The sequence below is a fragment of the Kitasatospora viridis genome, from assembly GCF_007829815.1.
Taxonomy (GTDB): Bacteria; Actinomycetota; Actinomycetes; order Streptomycetales; family Streptomycetaceae; genus Kitasatospora; species Kitasatospora viridis.
In genome coordinates this window covers 716,799-734,179 of sequence record NZ_VIWT01000002.1, presented here as the reverse complement: position 1 = coordinate 734,179, position 17,381 = coordinate 716,799, and the positions used below count along the sequence as shown (strand labels likewise).

At 72.6% G+C, this 17,381-nt stretch carries 17 protein-coding genes; 5 read left to right on the top strand and 12 right to left on the bottom strand.

Annotated features, from left to right (window positions below; genetic code table 11):
- Positions 1–46: 46 nt before the first annotated feature.
- Positions 47–187, top strand: a complete 141-nt coding sequence (locus FHX73_RS45055) for a hypothetical protein (protein WP_170305146.1) — start codon at positions 47–49, stop codon at positions 185–187.
- A gap of 534 nt (positions 188–721) precedes the next feature.
- Here the strand turns inward: FHX73_RS45055 and FHX73_RS30520 are convergent.
- The 3 genes from FHX73_RS30520 to FHX73_RS30510 form a co-directional block, all read right to left on the bottom strand.
- A complete protein-coding gene (locus tag FHX73_RS30520) occupies positions 722–1,396 on the bottom strand; it encodes an HAD family hydrolase (RefSeq protein ID WP_145909111.1) in 675 nt (224 codons plus the stop codon).
- Between the two features lie 164 nt (positions 1,397–1,560).
- A complete protein-coding gene (locus FHX73_RS30515) occupies positions 1,561–1,806 on the bottom strand; it encodes a hypothetical protein (RefSeq protein ID WP_145909110.1) in 246 nt (81 codons plus the stop codon).
- 108 nt (positions 1,807–1,914) lie between these two features.
- The gene (locus FHX73_RS30510) at positions 1,915–2,196 is read right to left on the bottom strand and encodes a DUF2283 domain-containing protein (RefSeq protein WP_246213961.1); all 282 of its coding nucleotides are present in this window, start codon (positions 2,194–2,196) and stop codon (positions 1,915–1,917) included.
- A gap of 121 nt (positions 2,197–2,317) precedes the next feature.
- Here FHX73_RS30510 and FHX73_RS30505 point away from each other — a divergent pair, with 121 nt between their 5' ends.
- Both FHX73_RS30505 and FHX73_RS30500 read left to right on the top strand, forming a co-directional pair.
- A complete protein-coding gene (locus FHX73_RS30505) occupies positions 2,318–2,713 on the top strand; it encodes a hypothetical protein (RefSeq protein WP_145909109.1) in 396 nt (131 codons plus the stop codon).
- Entirely contained in the window at positions 2,710–5,235 is a 2,526-nt protein-coding gene (locus FHX73_RS30500) for an ATP-binding protein (protein WP_145909108.1), read from the top strand. Before FHX73_RS30505 ends, FHX73_RS30500 begins: the two co-directional genes overlap by 4 nt.
- 69 nt (positions 5,236–5,304) lie before the next feature.
- On the opposite strand, the gene FHX73_RS30495 is transcribed toward FHX73_RS30500, so the two are convergent.
- Positions 5,305–6,249, bottom strand: coding sequence for a hypothetical protein (locus FHX73_RS30495; RefSeq protein ID WP_145909107.1), 945 nt, complete (start codon positions 6,247–6,249; stop codon positions 5,305–5,307).
- A 246-nt stretch (positions 6,250–6,495) separates the two neighbouring features.
- On the opposite strand from FHX73_RS30495, the gene FHX73_RS47550 reads away from it, so the two are divergent.
- On the top strand, positions 6,496–6,705 hold the full coding sequence (locus FHX73_RS47550; protein ID WP_211786374.1) for a hypothetical protein: 210 nt from the start codon (positions 6,496–6,498) through the stop codon (positions 6,703–6,705).
- Positions 6,702–7,541 carry an SMI1/KNR4 family protein gene (locus FHX73_RS47545; RefSeq protein ID WP_145909106.1) on the top strand — a complete coding sequence of 280 codons (840 nt, stop codon included), beginning with the start codon at positions 6,702–6,704 and terminating at the stop codon, positions 7,539–7,541. Before FHX73_RS47550 ends, FHX73_RS47545 begins: the two co-directional genes overlap by 4 nt.
- Before the next feature lie 254 nt (positions 7,542–7,795).
- On the opposite strand, the gene FHX73_RS47540 is transcribed toward FHX73_RS47545, so the two are convergent.
- The 8 genes from FHX73_RS47540 to FHX73_RS30445 all read right to left on the bottom strand — a co-directional run bounded on the left by FHX73_RS47540 (position 7,796) and on the right by FHX73_RS30445 (position 17,162).
- Positions 7,796–8,083: a GNAT family protein gene (locus FHX73_RS47540; protein WP_145909105.1), complete on the bottom strand. Its 288-nt coding sequence runs from the start codon at positions 8,081–8,083 to the stop codon at positions 7,796–7,798.
- 335 nt (positions 8,084–8,418) lie between these two features.
- Positions 8,419–10,770, bottom strand: coding sequence for a transketolase-like TK C-terminal-containing protein (locus FHX73_RS30475; protein WP_145909104.1), 2,352 nt, complete (start codon positions 10,768–10,770; stop codon positions 8,419–8,421).
- Positions 10,771–11,011: 241 nt separating this feature from the next.
- Positions 11,012–11,971, bottom strand: coding sequence for a TauD/TfdA dioxygenase family protein (locus FHX73_RS30470; protein WP_145909103.1), 960 nt, complete (start codon positions 11,969–11,971; stop codon positions 11,012–11,014).
- Positions 11,972–12,012: 41 nt separating this feature from the next.
- The gene (locus FHX73_RS30465; RefSeq protein WP_145909102.1) at positions 12,013–13,353 is read right to left on the bottom strand and encodes an LLM class flavin-dependent oxidoreductase; all 1,341 of its coding nucleotides are present in this window, start codon (positions 13,351–13,353) and stop codon (positions 12,013–12,015) included.
- Positions 13,354–13,435: 82 nt separating this feature from the next.
- Positions 13,436–14,245: an ABC transporter ATP-binding protein gene (locus FHX73_RS30460; RefSeq protein WP_145909101.1), complete on the bottom strand. Its 810-nt coding sequence runs from the start codon at positions 14,243–14,245 to the stop codon at positions 13,436–13,438.
- Between the two features lie 13 nt (positions 14,246–14,258).
- The gene (locus tag FHX73_RS30455) at positions 14,259–15,104 is read right to left on the bottom strand and encodes an ABC transporter permease (protein ID WP_145909100.1); all 846 of its coding nucleotides are present in this window, start codon (positions 15,102–15,104) and stop codon (positions 14,259–14,261) included.
- 32 nt (positions 15,105–15,136) lie between these two features.
- Positions 15,137–16,093, bottom strand: a complete 957-nt coding sequence (locus tag FHX73_RS30450; protein ID WP_145909099.1) for a TauD/TfdA dioxygenase family protein — start codon at positions 16,091–16,093, stop codon at positions 15,137–15,139.
- A 46-nt stretch (positions 16,094–16,139) separates the two neighbouring features.
- On the bottom strand, positions 16,140–17,162 hold the full coding sequence (locus tag FHX73_RS30445; RefSeq protein WP_145909098.1) for an ABC transporter substrate-binding protein: 1,023 nt from the start codon (positions 17,160–17,162) through the stop codon (positions 16,140–16,142).
- Between the last annotated feature and the right edge of the window lie 219 nt (positions 17,163–17,381).

The following is a 17,381-nucleotide window of genomic DNA, read 5'->3' as shown; positions in this document are numbered from 1 at the left end:
TCGCCCCCACGTCGACCACGGCGCGTGGCTCGCCGAGTTGGACACCATGGAAGCCGAATACGCCGCCGAGCAGGAGCGGCAGAGGCAGCAGGAGCGGTGCGCGGCACTTCGGGCCGTCGCCAACGGCGAGCCCGACCCCGGTTACACCTACCCGGGTGCGCACTACCTTGACGCGGTGCTGGTCTGATGGCCCGCCAGTTCTTCAAGACGCTCCCTGACGGCACCCACCGGGGCAACACGCGGGGGCTGCGGCAGTGTGAGCGGGACGGGTGGCAGATCCTCGCTGGAGCCCGCTACGCGGTCCGCTACGCCCCCCGCAGGCCGAACGACTGCCGACCGTGGACCGACGGGGTTACCCGGTTCTGGTCGCGTGACTGCTGGGCGGTTCCGCACCACCGCGCGAACGTCCACCCCGCGAAGTAGAACCCCCTCGCCCCGTCCGGGACCGACCCGGGCGGGGCTCTCTCGGCTCTGCCGTAGAACCCCTAACAACACCTCTCCGGAGACCCGGCGGGCCATCCGTTCTGCCTCTGCGGCGTGCGGAGCTGACTGAACCGGCAGGGCCGACGGCAGCGCAAAGCCCCCTGGAAACCGCCCCGCCGGAACCGGGGGCTTCGTGCTGTCCGCACGAAGGATCAGACGGTGACGCCGTGCGCCCGCAGGCAGGCGAGCGGGTCGATGGGTGGAGCGTGCCGCGCACCTTGGCCGCGGCACGCGATGCTCACGTGGCGTTCCGGCTCCCCCTGGACACGTGCGCGCCGAATGCAGAGGTATCGAGATCCTTGAGGGACTCCAGCGCCAGAGTGGCAATCGCGAAGCGCGGATCGCAGCGATCAGCGGCCTCGGGGACGGCGACGACCGTCATCTGGGCCGACGCGCCGGCAAGGACGCCGTTGAACGAGTCCTCGATCACGATGCATTCGTCGGGTGACGCGCCGAGGGCGGCGGCTGCGCGGAGATAGGCGCCCGGGTGGGGCTTGCCGTGTTCGTCGTCTTCGGCGGAAAACACGGCGTCGAAGGATCGGTCAAGGCCGGTGCTCGCGAGCGCATGCCGGATCACCGACTCCGGCGAAGAGGACACGACGGCCATCGCCCTCGATGCACGCGCGCACGCCGCGACGGCGTGTTCGGCGCCGGGCTTCAGCGCCACTCCCGCCAGCCTGCGGCACACGGCGGCCACGATCTGCCGCTCCACGTCGTCGGGGTCGGCTTGAATGGTGGCCCGATCGAACCAGTAGGCCACCATGTCCCGTTGCCGCAGCCCGCGCGTCGCCGCCTGCATCTCCGTTGTGAGGTGCAGGCCGAGCGGACCGAACACTTCACGCTTTGCCGCGTCCCAGATCGGCTCGGAGTCGATCAGAAGGCCGTCCAGGTCGAACAGGACAATCGGTAGCATCGGTTGCTCTTTCGTTGGCGATCACGCGAGAACGAGACGATTCGCTGCCCCGCCGTGCATGACCAGATGGTGCTGTGGTCCAGTGCGTCCTTGGAAAGCGCGGGACGCCACGCAGGGACGATCGAGCCCCACCGCGCGGCCAACGCTCTTCCAGGAGACGGCTTCTAATAGGCGTGGTGCGAGTATTCGTCCGGGGTGACTGCGGCGGCGTTCGCGTAGGGGCCGGTGCTCGTCGGGGCGGCGATGGCCTGGTTCCCGGGCAGGACGTTGGTGACCGAGAGGTGGCTCTGGCTCTTCGCGACCGGCGCTGCGGCGTAGGCGTGGGCTGCGCCCAGGATCGGCGCAGCGGCGAGGACGGCGAGGACGGCGACAGTGAGGACCTTGACGGCCCCTCCGGTCAGCTCCGGCATGGTGTTCCCCCTGTGTAGGCGAAGGCGCGCTCCCACCGCACGCCCTTGTGGATCAAGCTATGGGCCCACCGGGGAAGGGGTCAACCGATCTGGTGCTCCGTCAAGGACTCACGCGCTCGGCGGACTCGGTTCACGGTCGATCCGCTCGGCGACACGCAGCAGATCGGGGTGCAGTCGGCGTCCGGCACTGAACAGCTCGATGCCTAGCAGTCGTCCGTCCGCGTCGTAGTCGAGTATCGCCGTGTTGTCCTGTGCGGGTACCTGCCGGACAGCCTCTCCAGGCCCGATCCTGCCGAGGAGGTAGATGTACGCCATGTCTGCCAAAGCGTCGTATTCGACCCGCACCGCTGGAGCCCCGGCCACTCGTACCTCGTTCGCTTCGTCATCCATCGGACGGAGCATCTCCGAGGCCGCGCCGTGCCGTCAGTCGTTTTTTCGGCACCGGTGTCAGTGCGGTCTGGTAGCACTGTTCTGGGGCTGACTCCACGTCAGGTCCAGAACTGGGGAGGACATGACAGCGGTGGTTCGACGCTCGATCGCTGCGGCTGCGGCCGTGGTGATCGCGGCCGTCACGGGGCTGGCCACGAATCTGGCGACCGACAGCTCGGGTTGGGGGTGGTGGACGGGGCTGGCCGTGCTGGTGCTGCTCGGTGCGGGGCTCCAGGTGTACCTGACCTGGTCGTCCTCCGACGCCGGAGGCAGCACGGTCACGGCCGCCGGGCCCGGCTCGATCGCGGTCGGCGGCTCCGCGCGCGGCGGCTTGCGGACCAAGGTGGCGGCGGGCGCCGCGTCGGCCGCGCACGCCGTGGCGCCCGCGCCGCAGGGCGGCGTCACCGCGGCCGGCCCCGGCGCCGTCGCGGTGGGCGGTGACGCGGACGGCCCGATCGACACCGAGATCACGGCGTGAGGCGGGACACTTCGGCCCGGGCCACAGGGGCGGCGGCGGTCGCGGTGAACGGCGACGCGCACAAGGCGATCCTGACCAACCCGGTGTTCAACTTCTATCCCGCGCAGGCCTCGGCACCGGCGGTTCCGCGGCTGCTGCCGCCCCGGCTGGCCGACTTCACCGGGCGGGCGGAGGAGGTCGCGCGGATCCTCCTGCCGTCCGACGGAGCCGGTGAACACTACGCGCCCGACCGGATCGTGGTGGTCTCCGGCACCCCGGGCGTCGGCAAGACCGCCCTCGCCACCCACGTCGCCCACCACCCGGACGGCGACTTCCCGCACGGCCGGCTCTACGCCGACCTGCGGGGCATGGGCGAGCGGCCCGCAGAGCCGGAAGAGGTCATGGCCCGGTTCCTGGTGGCCCTCGGCACCCCGCAGGCGGAGCTGCCGGGCGACCCGCACCTGCTGCTCGACGCCTACCGGCTGGCGCTCGCCGGCCGCCGCGTACTGGTGGTCCTCGACAACGCGAAGGGCGAGGAGCAGGTCCGCCCGCTGATCCCGGCGGGCGGCGGCAGCACCGTGCTGATCACCAGCCGCAGCCGTCTCGCCGGACTGGAGGGCGCCCAGCGGCTGGACCTCGACACCTTCTCGCCGGAGGTCGCGCTGGAGTTCCTGCGCGGGGTCTGCGGTGCCGAGCGGGTGGACCGCGGGCTCGCCGACGCGGAACAGGTGGTCGATTTCTGCGGCCGGCTCCCGCTGGCCCTGCGGATCAGCGCCAACCGCCTGAGCACCAACCGGTACCTGCGGATGGCCGACCTGGCCCGCGAACTGCGCCAGGAACGCGACCGCCTCGGGGCCCTGGAGGCCGGTGACCTGACCGTGCGGGCCGCCTTCTCGCTGTCGTACCGCAGGCTCAACAAGGCCGCGATCAAGGTGTTCCGGCGGCTGTCCCAGGTACCGGGCGACCATTTCGGGCCGGGGATCTGCGCGGCGCTCACCGGTTCGAGCGAGCGCGAGGCCGCCAGGGAGCTGCGCAAGCTCGCCGAGATGAGCCTGATCGAGCCCGCACCCGGCCCCGGGTGCTACCGCTTCCACGACCTGCTGCGGGTCTTCGCCAGGGAACAACTCACCGAGGAGGCGGCCGAGTCGGTCGCGGACAACGCCGCTCGGATGAACGACTGGCTGCTGCGGTCGGCGCTGCGGGCGCAGTTCGCGGTCACCGGTCTTCCGATGCCGTCGTTCCTCCAGGACGGGAACGTCGCGCGGGTCGACAGCGCGCAGGACGCCGCCCGCTGGACCGAGGAGAACCTGTCGAGCGCACTGCCGACGGCCCGTCAGCTGATCGGCGCCGGCGCGCCGGAGCGGGCGGCCGTGCTGGCGGGCGCCTTGACCACGGTGTGCGAGGCGACCGGAAACTGGCCCGCCTGGGAGGAGGCGTGCCGGGCCGGTCTGGAGGCCGCCGAGCTCGTCGGCGACCGCCAGATCGGCGCCGGGCTCATGCTCCAGCGCGCGAACCTGGCCCGGGCCCGTCGCGAGTTCGGCACGGCGATGGAGATCGCGGAGGAGGTCCGCGAGCTGACCGAGTCCCTGGGCGACCCGATGCTGACCGCCGACACGCTGAACCTGCTCGGCGGCCTGCACATGGACACCGGGGCGCTGGAACGGGCCCGCCCGCTGCTCGAACAGAGCCTGCACCTGTGGCAGGACCTGGCGAACCCGCGCGAGACCAGCAAGGTGCTGTTCAACCTGGGCACCGTCCACCGTGCGCTGGGCGAGTTCGAGACCGCGATCCGGTACTTCCGCTCCGACCTCGAAACCTGCGAGTCGCTGGGCGACGAGCCCGGTACCGCCGAGACGCTGAACACCCTGGCCCTCACCCTCCTGGATGTCGACGACCCGTCCACGGCAGAGCAGTACCAGCACAGGGCGCTGGAGATCTTCCGCCGGATCGGCAACCCGTACAAGGAGAGCATGGTCACCAACGACCTGGCGCTGACCCTGCGGCACCAGGGCCGGAACGAGGAGGCCCTGGCCGCGCAGCTGGCCGACGCCGAAGCCTGCCGCGCGCTCGGGTACCGGTCGGGCGAGGCGGTGGCCAGGTCGAACGCCTCGGTGACGCTTACCATGCTCGGACGCACCGACGAGGCGCTCGGCCTGAACGACGAGGCGGTCGCCGTGCTCACCGAGCTCGGCGACCGCCAGCGCCTGGCACAGGCGCTGAGCGGCCGGTCGCTCGTGTTGTTCGGCGCCGGACTGGATGACCAGGCCATCGCCACGGCCGACCGGGCGCTGGAGCTGATGGAGGGCGAGGGACAGCTCAAGGACCGCGCCGACCTCCACTTCGCGCTGGCCCTGGAGCACGAGGGCGCGGGCCGCCACCGGGAGGCGCTGCACCACGTCGAGGCGTTCCTCGCCGTCCGCGAACTGCCTCCCGGGTCACCGCGGATCCGTTCGGCGCTGGTGATCGCCCGTCAGGCCGCTCTCGAACTGGCGGATCACGCCAAGGCCCGGCACTACCAGGACCTGCTCACGCCGGCCGACTGAGCCCGGCCGCCCGCCCGGGTCACCGGCGCCGCGGACCCCACCCCCGTGGGGGCCCGCGGCGCCGGTCGGTCAGGAGGCGGCGATCTGCTCGGCCGGACCGCCGAGCTTCGCCCAGGAGGTCATGCCCGGCTTCCAGCCGACCACGGCGCTCTTGTTCGGGGTGAGCGCGACCACCCAGCCGTCGCCGGTCTCGGCGATCTGCGCGGCGGGTCCGCCGATCTTGGTCCACCCGCTGCCGGTGTAGCGCACCAGGTCGCCGCTGCCGGGGGCGGTGGCCACCAGGCCCGCCGTGCCGCCGGTGATGGAGGTGGCGGGGCCGCCGATCGTCTTCCAGCCGGTGCCGCCGGTCCACTCCGTCACGGCGGTGCGGGCGGGGTTGAGGCCGTAGACGTGGCCGGTGCTGTCCTCGGTGAACTCGGCGCCGGGCCCTCCGATCCAGGTCCACCCGCTGCCGGCGTAGCGCACCACGCCGCCGGTGCCCGGTGTGCTGACCAGCAGGCCCGCCGAGCCGCCGGTGATCGAGGTGGCCGGGCCGCCGATCTTGACCCACTTGGTGCCGCTCTGCCACTCCAGCACCGCGTCCCGGTTGGGGGTGAGCGCGAAGAGGTGTCCCTGCCCGTCCACGGCGAGCTGCGCGACCGGGCCGCCGACCGGAACCCACGTGTGCAGGCTCCCGGAGTAGTACGAGACCTCGCCGGTGTGCGGAGCGGCGTCGAACAGGATGCCGTCCTGGGCGAAGATCCCGGTGGCCGGGCCGCCGATCCGCATCCAGGACTGGTTCCCGGCCCACAGGTTGACGTTGTTGCCGCCCGGCGAGAGCTCGGCGAAGGTCGAGAACTTCGCCGCCGAGCCGTCCGCCGCCGAGGCCGCGATCGGCAGCGTCTGCGGCGTGGTCGCGGTGCTGTCCCCCGTGGGCAGGTCCGCCGCGGTGGCCGGGCCGGCCACCAGGACGCCGCCGATCACCAACGCCGCCGCGGTGAACAGTACCTGCCGGAACTTGTAGTGCAGCTTCATGTTTCCCTCGTCTGTCGACGCCCCACCCCGAGGGGGCAGGGCGTTCCTGATGCACGGTCAGCGCGATCCCACTCCGCCGTGGGTGATCGCTCCGTGCCCCCGTTGGCACCGATCCTGCGCTGCCCGGCCCGCCCGGCCAATGCCCACCGCCGCACCGGCGACGCCGTCCCCCGCTCCACCCGCCTGAGCTGCGTGTTGGGACACCGTCCCCAGCGAGTGGGGACACCGCGCGGGGACACTGGGTGCGTGCCGATGCCGATGAACCGTCAGCACCAGGGCCCCGAGTTCCTGCGCGATCCCTACCCCGCCTACGCCGCGCTGCGCGACGCGGCGCCCCTGCAGCGGCTCCCCGGTGAGCGGGGCGGCTTCCTGGTGACGGGGGACGCCGAGGCGCGGGAGGCGTTCACCGACCCCCGGCTGTCGAAGGACACCGGGCGGCCGGGCGGCCCGCCGTGATCGACGCCGCGTCACACGAGCTGGCCGGCTACCTGGGCGAGCTCGTCGCCGTCAAGCACCGCTCGCCCGACGACGGTCTGCTCACCGAGCTGGTCCGGGTCCGCCACGGCGAGCAGCCCCCGGGCGAGGAGCGGCTTACCGGGCACGAGCTCGTCTCGCTCGCGGCGCTCCTGCTCATCGCCGGCCATGAGACCACCACCAACCTGAACTCGGGCAGGCACAGCCACAACCACAAACGCAGATCGACAGACCGAGTGAAGCCCTCGACAGAGGCACCTGATATCAGTGGTGCCATGGACGCCTTCGATGACGAACCCCCTGCTAGGGACCTGGATGTCCTCCAGGCTGCTTTCCCAGTCGAATGGCGCGAACCGCCCCTGGGAGAGGAAGACGTTGCGGTCTGGGAGGACGAGCACGGCGTCCGGTTGCCGGAGCCCTATCGGAGCTTCATCACGCACATCACCAACGGCTCCTCCTACGGCCCGCCCGAGGACGGCGGTCTCCTTCCGCTCGGCTGGCTCCCTCCAGGCTGGCCCGACCAAGGGGACCGCGACCCCGCAACCGCCTTCCCGCTCGAACAGGCCTGGCCCTGGGAGGACGAGGAGGTCACCGCAACCGACTTCGACCAGCGCACAGTCGACGTCTACAACCACGGGTCCATCGTCCTGGGCACAGACGACGAGCTCTCCTACTGGCTCCTGGTGACCACCGGGCCGCAGCGCGGGAAGATCTGGCTTGTCTCGGAGGTCGGCGCCTACCCCTACCCAGGCCCCGAAGCCATCGGCTTCGTCGAATGGGTCCAGCGCTGGCAGGCCGGTAGCGGCTGGTGGGACTGAGCCCAGCCCGGCTCGGTGGTTCATCACGCCGGCGCGCACGAGCCGGGCACGAACTCCGCCACAGGCCGTGTCCCTGTCCATCGTGAACGTCGCAGACAACCTGCTGAAAGCGCTTCAGTTTTCGCGAACTCGCGGGGCTCAGGGGGTCTAACCACCGTGAGCCCAGAAGCCGCCACGAGATGATCTTGGTGGAGCGGCGGTCAGGCGACGCTGCTTGCCGAGGTGGCAGGTCGAGCCGGGAGTGTCCGGCAGGGTCAGACCGTGGTGGTGCAGGCGAAGCCGAGGCCGGTCAGTCCTTCGGCCTGGCAGAGCCGGTCGGAGACGCCGCCGGCGGTGGTCTGCAGGAGTTGGTGGTCGGCGCCGTTGGCGTAGCCCCAGTGCATGGCCGCGCGCCACAGCAGGCGTCCGAGGTCCAGGCCTCGGCACTCGGGCACGACGCCGAAGTACTGCGGCAGCAGGCGGGCCCTGCCGATCGGGTCGGGCATGGTCTCCACGGGTCCGACGGCGCCCACCACCCGGTCGTCACGCACTGCGGTCAGCACAGGGCCGACGCTGCCGATCCGGGACTGCAGGAACGCCAAGCCCTCGCCGGCCGGCTTTTCGGCGAAGACGCCGAAGGTGGGCGCGCACGGGCTGCATGCCTCGGGGCGCCGCTCGCGGGCGCCGTAGAGGTGGACGCGCAGGACGCCACGGCCGGTGAGGGTGGGTAGCAGGGTGGCCCAGCGGGCAGGGCTCAGGCCTCGGCGCGAGGTGCGCCGGGGCCTGGGCGGAAGTGCCTGGGTTGGGTCAGTGGTTTCGAGGACTCCTCGGCCGAACCGCCAGCGCGGGCTGCAGGCGCTGCCGGTGGTGCCCTGAGCCAGCTGGCCAGGGCACCACGTCAGACCAGGTCCAGCGCCGCGGCGACGATGGCGTCCGTGTCGATGCCGTGGTGGCGGTAGACCTCGTCCAGGCCGCCGGACTGGCCGAAGCGGGTGACGCCGAGGGCGGTGGTGGGGACGTTGTTGACGGTGGCCAGGAAGGCGAGGGTGTGCGGGTGGCCGTCCAGGACGGTGACCAGTGGGGCGGCGCGGTCGGCGGGGAAGGCCTGGGCGAGGATCCACTCGGGGTCGGTGGCGAGGCCGCGGCGGGCCTGGAGGGCGCGGAAGAGCAGGTCGGGGCTGGTGACGCAGACGACGTCGGCGCCGTGGCCGAGGGCGGCGAGCCGGTCGGCGGCGGCCAGGGCCTCGGTGACCATGGCGCCCATCGCCGCGAGCGTGACCACGGGCCGGTCGGCGCGCCGGAGCACGTAGGCGCCGGCGACCACCTGTCGGCGGCGGCGTTCGCGGGCGGCCGGGTCGGTCGGGACGGCCGCGAGGGTCTGGTCGACGGGGCGGGTCGACAGCCGCAGGTAGGCCGAACTGCCGTCCGGCTTGCCGAGGTTGCCGAGGGCGGCGAGCAGGCACCACTCGGTGTCCAGGGCGAAGGCGGGCTCGTAGCTGAGGCAGCCGGGCTGCTCGATGCCGAGCGAGGGCGTGGTGATCGACTGGTGCGCCCCGCCCTCCGGTGCCAGGGTGACGCCCGAGGGGGTGCCGACCAGGACGGACTGGCCGCCGGCGTAGATGCCGAACGACCACGGCTCCAACGCCCGGTTGACGAACGGGTCGTAGACCACGCCGATCGGCAGCAGCGGCTGGCCCCAGCGACTCCAGGTGGTGCCGAGCTCGCCGAGCAGGCCGACCAAGTTGGTTTCGGCGATGCCGAGTTCGAGGTGCTGGCCGGTGGGCCGCTCGCGCCAGTGCAGGATGGTCTCGGCGTCGTCGGCGAACCAGTCGGTCTGTTCCGCGGGCGACCACACGCCGACCTTGTTGAGCCAGCCGCCGAGGTTGGTGCTGGAGCTGACGTCGGGGCTGACGGTGACGATCCGGCCGGCCGCTTCGGGTGCCTGCCGGGTGAGGTCGAGCAGGGTCCGGCCCAGGGCCTGCTGGGTGGTGCCGGTGCCGCCGGGGGCGGGGCGGGCGAGGTCGGCGGGGACGGCCGGCGGGCGCTGCGGCTCGTGCCGGGGCCGGCGCAGGCGTTCGGCGGCCGCCGCGGTGAGGGCGCGCTCGGCGGTGCCCTCGCCGAAGCCGGCCCACGGGTGGTCGAGGTCGGCGCCCAGCTCGGCGGCCAGGTCCCGCATCTGACGCTCGGTCAGAAGCGAGGAGTGGTTCTGCGGGTGGCCCTCGGTGGGCAGGCCGTGGCCCTTGACGGTGTAGGCGAAGATGACGGTCGGGCGGGTGTCGTCGATCGCGTCGTAGGCGTCCAGCAGCACGCCGAGGTCGTGGCCGCCGAGGTTGCGCACGGCGGCGAGCAGCGTGGCGTCGTCGAGCCCCGCGATCAGGTCGGCGATCGGGCCGGCCGTGGAGCCCGTGCCGGGCAGGCGCTCGCGCAGCTGCTCGGCGGTGCAGCGCAGCAGGCGCTGGTACTCGGGGTTGCCCATGGCGTCGATGCGGGTGCGCAGGGCGGATCCGCCGGGCCGGGTGAACAGTTCCTCCAGCAGGCGCCCGTACTTGAGGGTGAGCACCTGCCAGCCGGCGGCCGCGAACATGCCCTGCAGGCGGTCGGCGGCGATGCCCGGCACCACCCGGTCCAGGGACTGCCGGTTCAGGTCGACGATCCAGACGAGCTCGCCGAGGCCCGGCACCATCGGATCCTGCACGGCCTCCCAGACCGCGCCCTCGTCGAGTTCCGCGTCGCCGATCAGCGAGTACTGGCGGCCGGTGCCGGCCCCGCCGAACCGGCCGTCCACGTAGCGCCGGGCGATCGCACCCCAGACGGGGGCGGTGGCACCGATGCCGACCGATCCGGTCGAGTAGTCGACCGGGTCGGGGTCCTTGGACCGGCTCGGGTAGCTCTGCAGGCCGCCGAAGGCGCGCAGGGTGGTCAGCTTGGCGGCGTCCAGCTCGCCCAGCAGGTGGTTGATGGCGTGCAGTACCGGCGAGGCGTGGGGCTTGACCGAGACCCGGTCCTCGGCGGAGAGGGTGTGGAACCACAGGGCCGTCATGATCGAGGCCATCGAGGCGCAGGAGGCCTGGTGCCCGCCGACCTTGAGGCCCGTGGGGTTCGGCCGCACCCGGTTGGCGTGGTCGATGATCGCGGTGGACAGCCACAGCACCCGCCGCTCGACGGCGGCGAGCGCGCCGGGCGGCGCGGGCACCGCCGGGCGGTCCGGCCACCCGGCCTCGGTACCGAGCGGTGCGGTGTGCGGAACCATCGAAGTCCACCTCCGTAGCTGACCCTGGATCAAGAGCTTGAGCCAGTGACAATGTGACATAGCACCAGCTCGGAGCACAACATCATCCAGCTGATCACCGGTGGCGGGGGCGGGCAAGGGGGCCTCCGGGTGCGGGCCGGGCCACGGCTGCTCGGCGTCAGCAGCCGTGGCCCGTCCTGATTCGCACTCAGTTCCCGCCCAGGCTCGACTCGCGCTCAGTTCCCGCAGGCCCGACTCGCGCTCAGTTCCCGCGCAGGCCCGCTTCGAGCTGCTCCGCCGGGACCAGGCCCGCCACCGCGGGCGGCTCAGCCGGCTCCAGCAGGCGGCTCGCCGCGCCGTCCACGCCGACCGGCAGGTCGCCGTCCAGGGTGATCCGGCGCACCAGGCGCGGCTGGTCGCCGTAGTCGTTGACCGCGTAGTGCTGGGTGGCCCGGTTGTCCCAGATCGCCACGTCGCCGACCTGCCAGTCCCAGCGCACGGTGTTCTCCAGGCGCTCGACGTAGCGCTGGAACAGGCCGATCAGCGTCCTGCTGTCGGCGCCCGACAGACCGACGATCCGCTGCGCGAACGCGCCGAGCAGCAGGCTCCGTTCGCCGGTCACCGGGTGGACCCGCACCACCGGGTGCTCGGTCTTGAACGCGGTCGACACGAACACCTGCCGGAACAGCTCGGCGACCTCCTGGTTCTCCGCCAGCTCCGGGGTCAGCGCCAGGCTCGCCGCGTAGTCGTAGTCGTTGGTGTGCACCGCCCGCAGGCTGTCGGCCAGCACCTTCAGCGGCGCCGGCAGGTCCTGGTAGGCGGCGGCCGTGTTGGCCCACACCGTGGAGCCGCCGGCCGGCGGCAGCTCCAGCGCGCGCAGGATCGACGCCTTCGGGTAGGAGGGCACAAAGGTCACGTCGGTGTGCCAGTTGTTGGCCCGCACGCCCTTGGTGGCGTCGAGCTCGAAGACGTAGCGGCCGTCGGCGCTGGGCACGGTCGGGTGGCCCACCGGGTGGCCGAGCAGGCGGGCGAAGGCCTCGTGCCCGGCGTCGTCCAGGTGCTGCTGGCCGCGGAAGAAGAGCACCTTGTGCCGGTGCAGGGCGTCCTCGATCGCGGTCACGGTGCCGGCCGGCAGGTCGCCGCCGAGGCGCACCTCGTCGACGATCGCGCCGATCCGGCCGGCGACCGGGGTGAGCCGCAGCTCGGTGAGGGCGGTGGTCATGATGGTCTCCTTGAACTGGTAACGGGTAGGGGCGGGCTGGTTCAGGCAGCGGCCGCGACGGCGGGGCGACCGGCCGGGCGCGGCAGGCCGTAGTGCTCGCGCAGCGTGCTGCCGGTGTACTCGGTGCGGAACAGGCCGCGCTCGCGCAGGATCGGGACCACCTGCTGGGCGAACACCTCCAGGCCGGAGGGCAGGACGGCCGGCATGATGTTGAACCCGTCGGCCGCGCCGTGGTGGAACCACTCCTCGATCGTGTCGGCCACCTGTTCGGCGGTCCCGGCGAAGGTGCGGTGGCCGCGCCCGCCGCCGAGCCGGGCGATCAGCTGACGGACCGTCAACCGCTCGCGCCGGGCCAGCTCGACGATCAGCGTGTAGCGGCTCTTGGCGCCCTCGATCACGTCCTCGTCCGGCAGGTCGGCCGGCAGCTGCTCGTCCAGCGGCAGCCGCTCCGGCTCCAGGCCGAGCAGGCCGGCGAGCTGTCGCTGGGCGAACTCGGGACGGATCAGCCGGTCCAGCTCGGCCTCCAACTCCCGTGCCTCGGCCTCGGTCTCGCCGATCACCGGGACGATCCCGGGCAGGACCTTGACCAGCTCCGGATCGCGGCCGAAGCCGGCCGCGCGCCGCTTCACGTCGGCGTAGAAGGCCTGCCCCTCGGCCAGCGTGGGCTGTGCGGTGAAGACCGCCTCCGCCCAGCGGGCGGCGAAGTCCTTGCCGTCCTCGCTGGAGCCCGCCTGCACCAGCAGCGGGTGGCCCTGCGGCGAGCGCGGCACGTTCAGCGCGCCCTCGACCCGGAAGAAGCGGCCGGCGTGGCCGATCGGGTGCACCCGCTCGTTCAGCGCGTGCACGCCGCTCTCCTTGTCGGCCACCACGGCGTCGTCCTGCCAGCTGTCCCAGAGCAGGGTCGACACCTCCAGGAACTCGGCGGCGCGCTCGTACCGTTCGGCGTGCGCGGGCTGGGTGTCCAGGCCGAAGTTGCGGGCGGCGACGTCACCGGCGGTGGTGACGATGTTCCAACCGGCGCGCCCGCCCGAGACGTGGTCCAGCGAGTTGAACCGGCGGGCCAGGTTGTACGGGTCGTTGTAGCTGGTGGAGGCGGTGGCGATCAGGCCGATCCGGCTGGTCGCGCCGGCCAGCGCCGCCAGCAGCAGGGTCGGCTCCAGCCGGCCGCTCGGCCGCTGGCCCACGTCGCCCCACAGCGCCGGGGCGTCGGCCAGGAAGACGGAGTCGAAGGTGGCCTCCTCGGCGATCCGGGCGAGGTTGCGGTGGTAGTCGAGGTCGATGTGGGCCAGCGGGTCGGACTGCGGCAGCCGCCAGGACGCCTCGTGGTGGCCGGTGTCGAGGATGAACAGGTTGAGGTGGAGTTGGCGCTCGGCGGTGGTCATGGTGCGTGTTCCGTTCGTTCACAGGGTTGTTCGGGGGTGGGAGGGGGTGGGAGGGGGCGGGAGGGGGTGGACCGGGGCCCGGTCAGCCGGGCTCGCCCGGCTCCGCCGGTTCCTCGCGCACTCCGAGCTCGGCCAGCAGGGCGCTCCGCAGCCGGGCGAACTCCGGGTGGCTGCGCGGTCGTTCCTTCGGCACCCGGGCCTCGTGGGCCGTGCCCAGCCGGCCCTCGGTCAGGACCACGATCCGGTCGGCGAGCAGCACCGCCTCGTCCACGTCGTGGGTGACCAGCAGCACGGCCGGCCGGTGCCGCCGGCACAGCTCGCGCAGCAGGCCGTGCATCCGGACCCGGGTGAGCGCGTCGAGTGCGCCGAACGGCTCGTCCAGCAGCAGGAGTTCGGGCTCCCGGACCAGGGCGCGGGCGAGCGCCGCGCGCTGCGCCTCGCCGCCCGAGAGGGTGACCGGCCAGGCCTTGGCGTGCTGCTCCAGGCCAACCTCGGTCAGGGCCGCCAGGCCGCGGGCCCGGTTCTCGGCGCGCGGGCCGGGCAGGCCCAGCACCACGTTGTCCAGCACGCGCTTCCAGGGTTGCAGGCGCGGGTCCTGGAAGACCACCGAGCGCCGCCGCGGCACCAGCAACTGCCCCTGGAAGTCCGAGTCGAGGCCGGCGATGGCGCGCAGCAGGGTGCTCTTGCCGGAGCCGCTGCGGCCGAGCATCGCCACGAACTCGCCGCGCCCCAGCCGCAGATCGAGGCCTGCCAGCACCTCGCGGCCCTCGAAGGAGCGGCGCACGCCGCGGGCGAGCACCGCGGTCTCCGGCGTGGGATCCGTACCCACGATGTCCTGCACCGGCTGGGCGTCAGCGGTGTCGACCGGTCCGGTCGTGGTAGCCGTCGTCATGGTCCAACTCCTCTCAGTTTCCGTCGAATCCGCGCCGCCAGCGGAGCAGTCGGCGCTCCAGCAGGCGGACCACGGCGTCGGCGCCCAGGCCCAGCAGCCCGTAGATCAGTAGGCCGAGCACGATGATGTCGGTGCGGTACCAGGCCTGGGCCTGGTTCATCAGGTAGCCGATGCCGCTGGTGGCGTTGAGCTGTTCCGCGATGATGATCACCAGCCAGGAGCTGGTGAGCGCGAAGCGCAGGCCGACCAGGAACCCGGGGACGGCGCCGGGCAGCACCACGTGGCGGATCAGGGCCAGCCGGCCGAGCCCCAACACCTTGGCCGACTCGACCAGTCGGCCGTCGACCCCGCGGATCCCGGCGTAGGTGTTCAGGTACACCGGGAAGACGGTGGCGAACACCACCAGCGCGACCTTGGGTTCCTCGCCGACGCCGAACCAGATGATGACCAGCGGCAGCAGCCCGAGGACCGGCAGCGAGCGCAGCACCTGCATGGTGGAGTCGACTAGGTCCTCGCCCAGCCGGAACAGGCCGGCGGCCACCGCCAGCACCACCCCGAGGGTCACCCCGATCGCCAGGCCCTGCGCGACCCGCACCAGCGAGGCGAGCAGGTTGCTCGCGAGCTCCCCGGTGCGGGCCAGGTCCCAGGCGGCGGCGAGCACCTGGCCCGGGGTGGCGAGCACCCGCGGGTCGATCTCGCCGAGGCTGCCCAGCAGCTGCCACAGGGCCACCAGGAGCAGCGGTCCGGCGAGGCGGCGCAGGGGCCGCGGCACCGGCAGCCGGGCACGGCGGGGCCGGCTCAGTCCGGCGGCGTCGACCAGTGGGGCGGGCGGCTGCGCGAGTGCGGCGGTGGTCGCCATGGTTCGTCCTCCTCTCTGCGGGCGGGTCCGGCTCAGGCCGCGCCGACGGCGCCGGCCACGCGGTCGGCGGTGAACGGCCGCCCGTGCACCAGCTCGGACTCCCGCCCGTCCGGGCCCACCGGCACCTCGCCGATCAGGGTCACCCGGTGCAGGGTGCGGGCCACGTCCAGGTGCTCCAGGTCGCGCGGCGCCAGGTGGGCGGTGGCCCGGTTGTCCCAGAAGGCCACGTGCCCGGGCTCCCAGCGGAACCGCACGGTGTACTCAGGGCGGGTGAGTTCGGCGTAGAGCAGGTCGAGCAGGCGCCGGCTCTCGGCGGCCGAGACGCCCACCAGGTGGCTGGTGAAGCCGGGGTTGACGAACAGCGCCCGCTCCCCCGTCTCCGGGTGCACCCGCACCACCGGGTGCACGGCGACCAGCAGGTTGCTGTCGATCCGCTTGGCGTACTCGCTGCCCGCGGCGAACTCCCGTGCCCCGCCGTAGCGGTGCTCGGCCCGCAGGGTGTCGACGAAGGCGCGCAGCGGCGCGGACAGGCCCTGGTAGGCGGCCACCAGGTTGGTCCACTGGGTGTCGCCGCCGACCTCGGGCGCCACTTCGGCGCGCAGGATCGAGGCGGCCGGCGGGTTGACCGCGGCGGTGACGTCGGTGTGCCAGCCGTCGAAGTAGCTGTACTGGCGGCGGCGGTACTCATCGCGGAACCCGGCCCCGTAGCGCTCCTCGAAGCGGCGCGGGTCGATGGTGAAGATCTGCGGGTGGTCGACCGGCGGCGCGTCGTCGTGCGGGTGCGCGTAGGTCAACTCGCCGAACTGGCGGGCGAAGGCGATCTGGTCGGCGTGGTCGAGCCGCTGGCCGCGGAAGAACAGCACCTTGTGGCGGTGCAGCGCCTGCTTGATCTGCCGCACCGACTCGGGCGGCAGCGGCTGCGAGAGGTCGACGCCGTCGACGTCGGCACCGATGTGGCCGGCGACCTGGCGCACCGAAAGGTCACTCATGGGGGGCTCCTCTACAGGGATGTGACGGCCGGGATGTGACGGTCCGTCAGTTCTGGCCGGCCGCGACGGCCGGGTTGAAGTCGCGCTGGACGTCGGCGGGGAACTCGCCGGAGACGTCCACCTTCTTGGGCAGCTGGCCGTTGGCCAGGAAGAGGTCGGCCTGGCGCTGCTGGGCGGCCACCACCTGGCCGTCGAGCGGGACGAACTTCGTCTCTCCCGACGCCTGCCAGACGAGCTTGCCGACCTGCGGGGTCTGCTTGTTGACCTTGACGTAGTAGGCGTCGATCCAGGGGTCCGGGTTGCTCCGGGTCCAGCTGTTCGCCTTGACGATCCGGCCCAGCAGGTCGACCAGTGCCTTGCGGCGGGCCGGGTCGCCGAGCGCCTTCTGCGAGGCCAGCCAGAAGGTGTAGCCGGAGGACACCTGCTGACCGTTGATCAGCGAGACCGCGTCGGAGTGCGCCCGGTCGTAGGTGATCAGGTCCTGCGGCGCGGCCGTGGCGGCGTCGACCGTGCCGGATTCCAGCACCCCGCCGACGTTCTGCAGCGGCACGTCCACGGCCGTGACGTCCTGCTGCTTGAGGCCGACCGTGTTCAGTGCCTGGATCAGGAAGCCCTGGTTGGCGGTGCCCTTGGAGTAGGCGACCTTGTGGCCCTTGAGGTCGGCCAGGGTGTGGATGCCGCTGCCGGCCCGCGCCACCAGGGTGTAGCCGGGGCCGACCGTGTGGCTGACCCCGACGACGTCGACCGGCACGCCCGCGGCGGCGGCGTAGATGGCGGGGGTGTCGCCCATCACGCCGAGGTCGATCGCACCGGCGGCGAACGCCTGGTTGACCAGCGGGCCACTGTTGAACTGGTCGAAGACGACCCGGTAGCCGAGCCCCTGGGACTGGCCGGAGGTGTCGAGCAGGGTCTGCAGGTACTTGCCCTGGTCGCCGATGTGCAGGGTCAGCTGCCCGGACCCGCCGCCGGTGGCGCTGTCGGCGCTCGCGCTGGTGCCGCAGGCGGCGACCAGCGACAGCAGCGCGACCAGCGCGAGCGGGCGGGCACGGCGGACGGCACGGGGGGTCATGGTGCTCCTAGGGAGGTGGGCGCGACGCGGCGGGGCGCGCGTCGGCACGGGGGGACGCGTCAGCGAAGGGTGGAAGAGGTGAAGAGGTGAAGGGGTGCCAGATGACGGTGCGAAGGCGTGACGGTGCGAAGGCGTGACGGATGAGCGTGTCGACCGGGTCTCCCGGAAGATTCACGGGAGGACGGCGACGGCGATCGCGCCTGGCTGGCCTGGCTGAAC

Excerpts from the sequence above, each read along its gene's own strand:
- FHX73_RS45055 (WP_170305146.1), top strand. The coding sequence starts at position 47 with ATGGAAGCCGAATACGCCGCCGAGCAGGAGCGGCAGAGGCAGCAGGAG.
- FHX73_RS30520 (WP_145909111.1), bottom strand. The coding sequence starts at position 1,396 with ATGCTACCGATTGTCCTGTTCGACCTGGACGGCCTTCTGATCGACTCC.
- FHX73_RS30515 (WP_145909110.1), bottom strand. The coding sequence starts at position 1,806 with ATGCCGGAGCTGACCGGAGGGGCCGTCAAGGTCCTCACTGTCGCCGTC.
- FHX73_RS30510 (WP_246213961.1), bottom strand. The coding sequence starts at position 2,196 with ATGGATGACGAAGCGAACGAGGTACGAGTGGCCGGGGCTCCAGCGGTG.
- FHX73_RS30505 (WP_145909109.1), top strand. The coding sequence starts at position 2,318 with ATGACAGCGGTGGTTCGACGCTCGATCGCTGCGGCTGCGGCCGTGGTG.
- FHX73_RS30495 (WP_145909107.1), bottom strand. The coding sequence starts at position 6,249 with ATGAAGCTGCACTACAAGTTCCGGCAGGTACTGTTCACCGCGGCGGCG.
- FHX73_RS30475 (WP_145909104.1), bottom strand. The coding sequence starts at position 10,770 with ATGGTTCCGCACACCGCACCGCTCGGTACCGAGGCCGGGTGGCCGGAC.
- FHX73_RS30470 (WP_145909103.1), bottom strand. The coding sequence starts at position 11,971 with ATGACCACCGCCCTCACCGAGCTGCGGCTCACCCCGGTCGCCGGCCGG.
- FHX73_RS30465 (WP_145909102.1), bottom strand. The coding sequence starts at position 13,353 with ATGACCACCGCCGAGCGCCAACTCCACCTCAACCTGTTCATCCTCGAC.
- FHX73_RS30460 (WP_145909101.1), bottom strand. The coding sequence starts at position 14,245 with ATGACGACGGCTACCACGACCGGACCGGTCGACACCGCTGACGCCCAG.
- FHX73_RS30455 (WP_145909100.1), bottom strand. The coding sequence starts at position 15,104 with ATGGCGACCACCGCCGCACTCGCGCAGCCGCCCGCCCCACTGGTCGAC.
- FHX73_RS30450 (WP_145909099.1), bottom strand. The coding sequence starts at position 16,093 with ATGAGTGACCTTTCGGTGCGCCAGGTCGCCGGCCACATCGGTGCCGAC.
- FHX73_RS30445 (WP_145909098.1), bottom strand. The coding sequence starts at position 17,162 with ATGACCCCCCGTGCCGTCCGCCGTGCCCGCCCGCTCGCGCTGGTCGCG.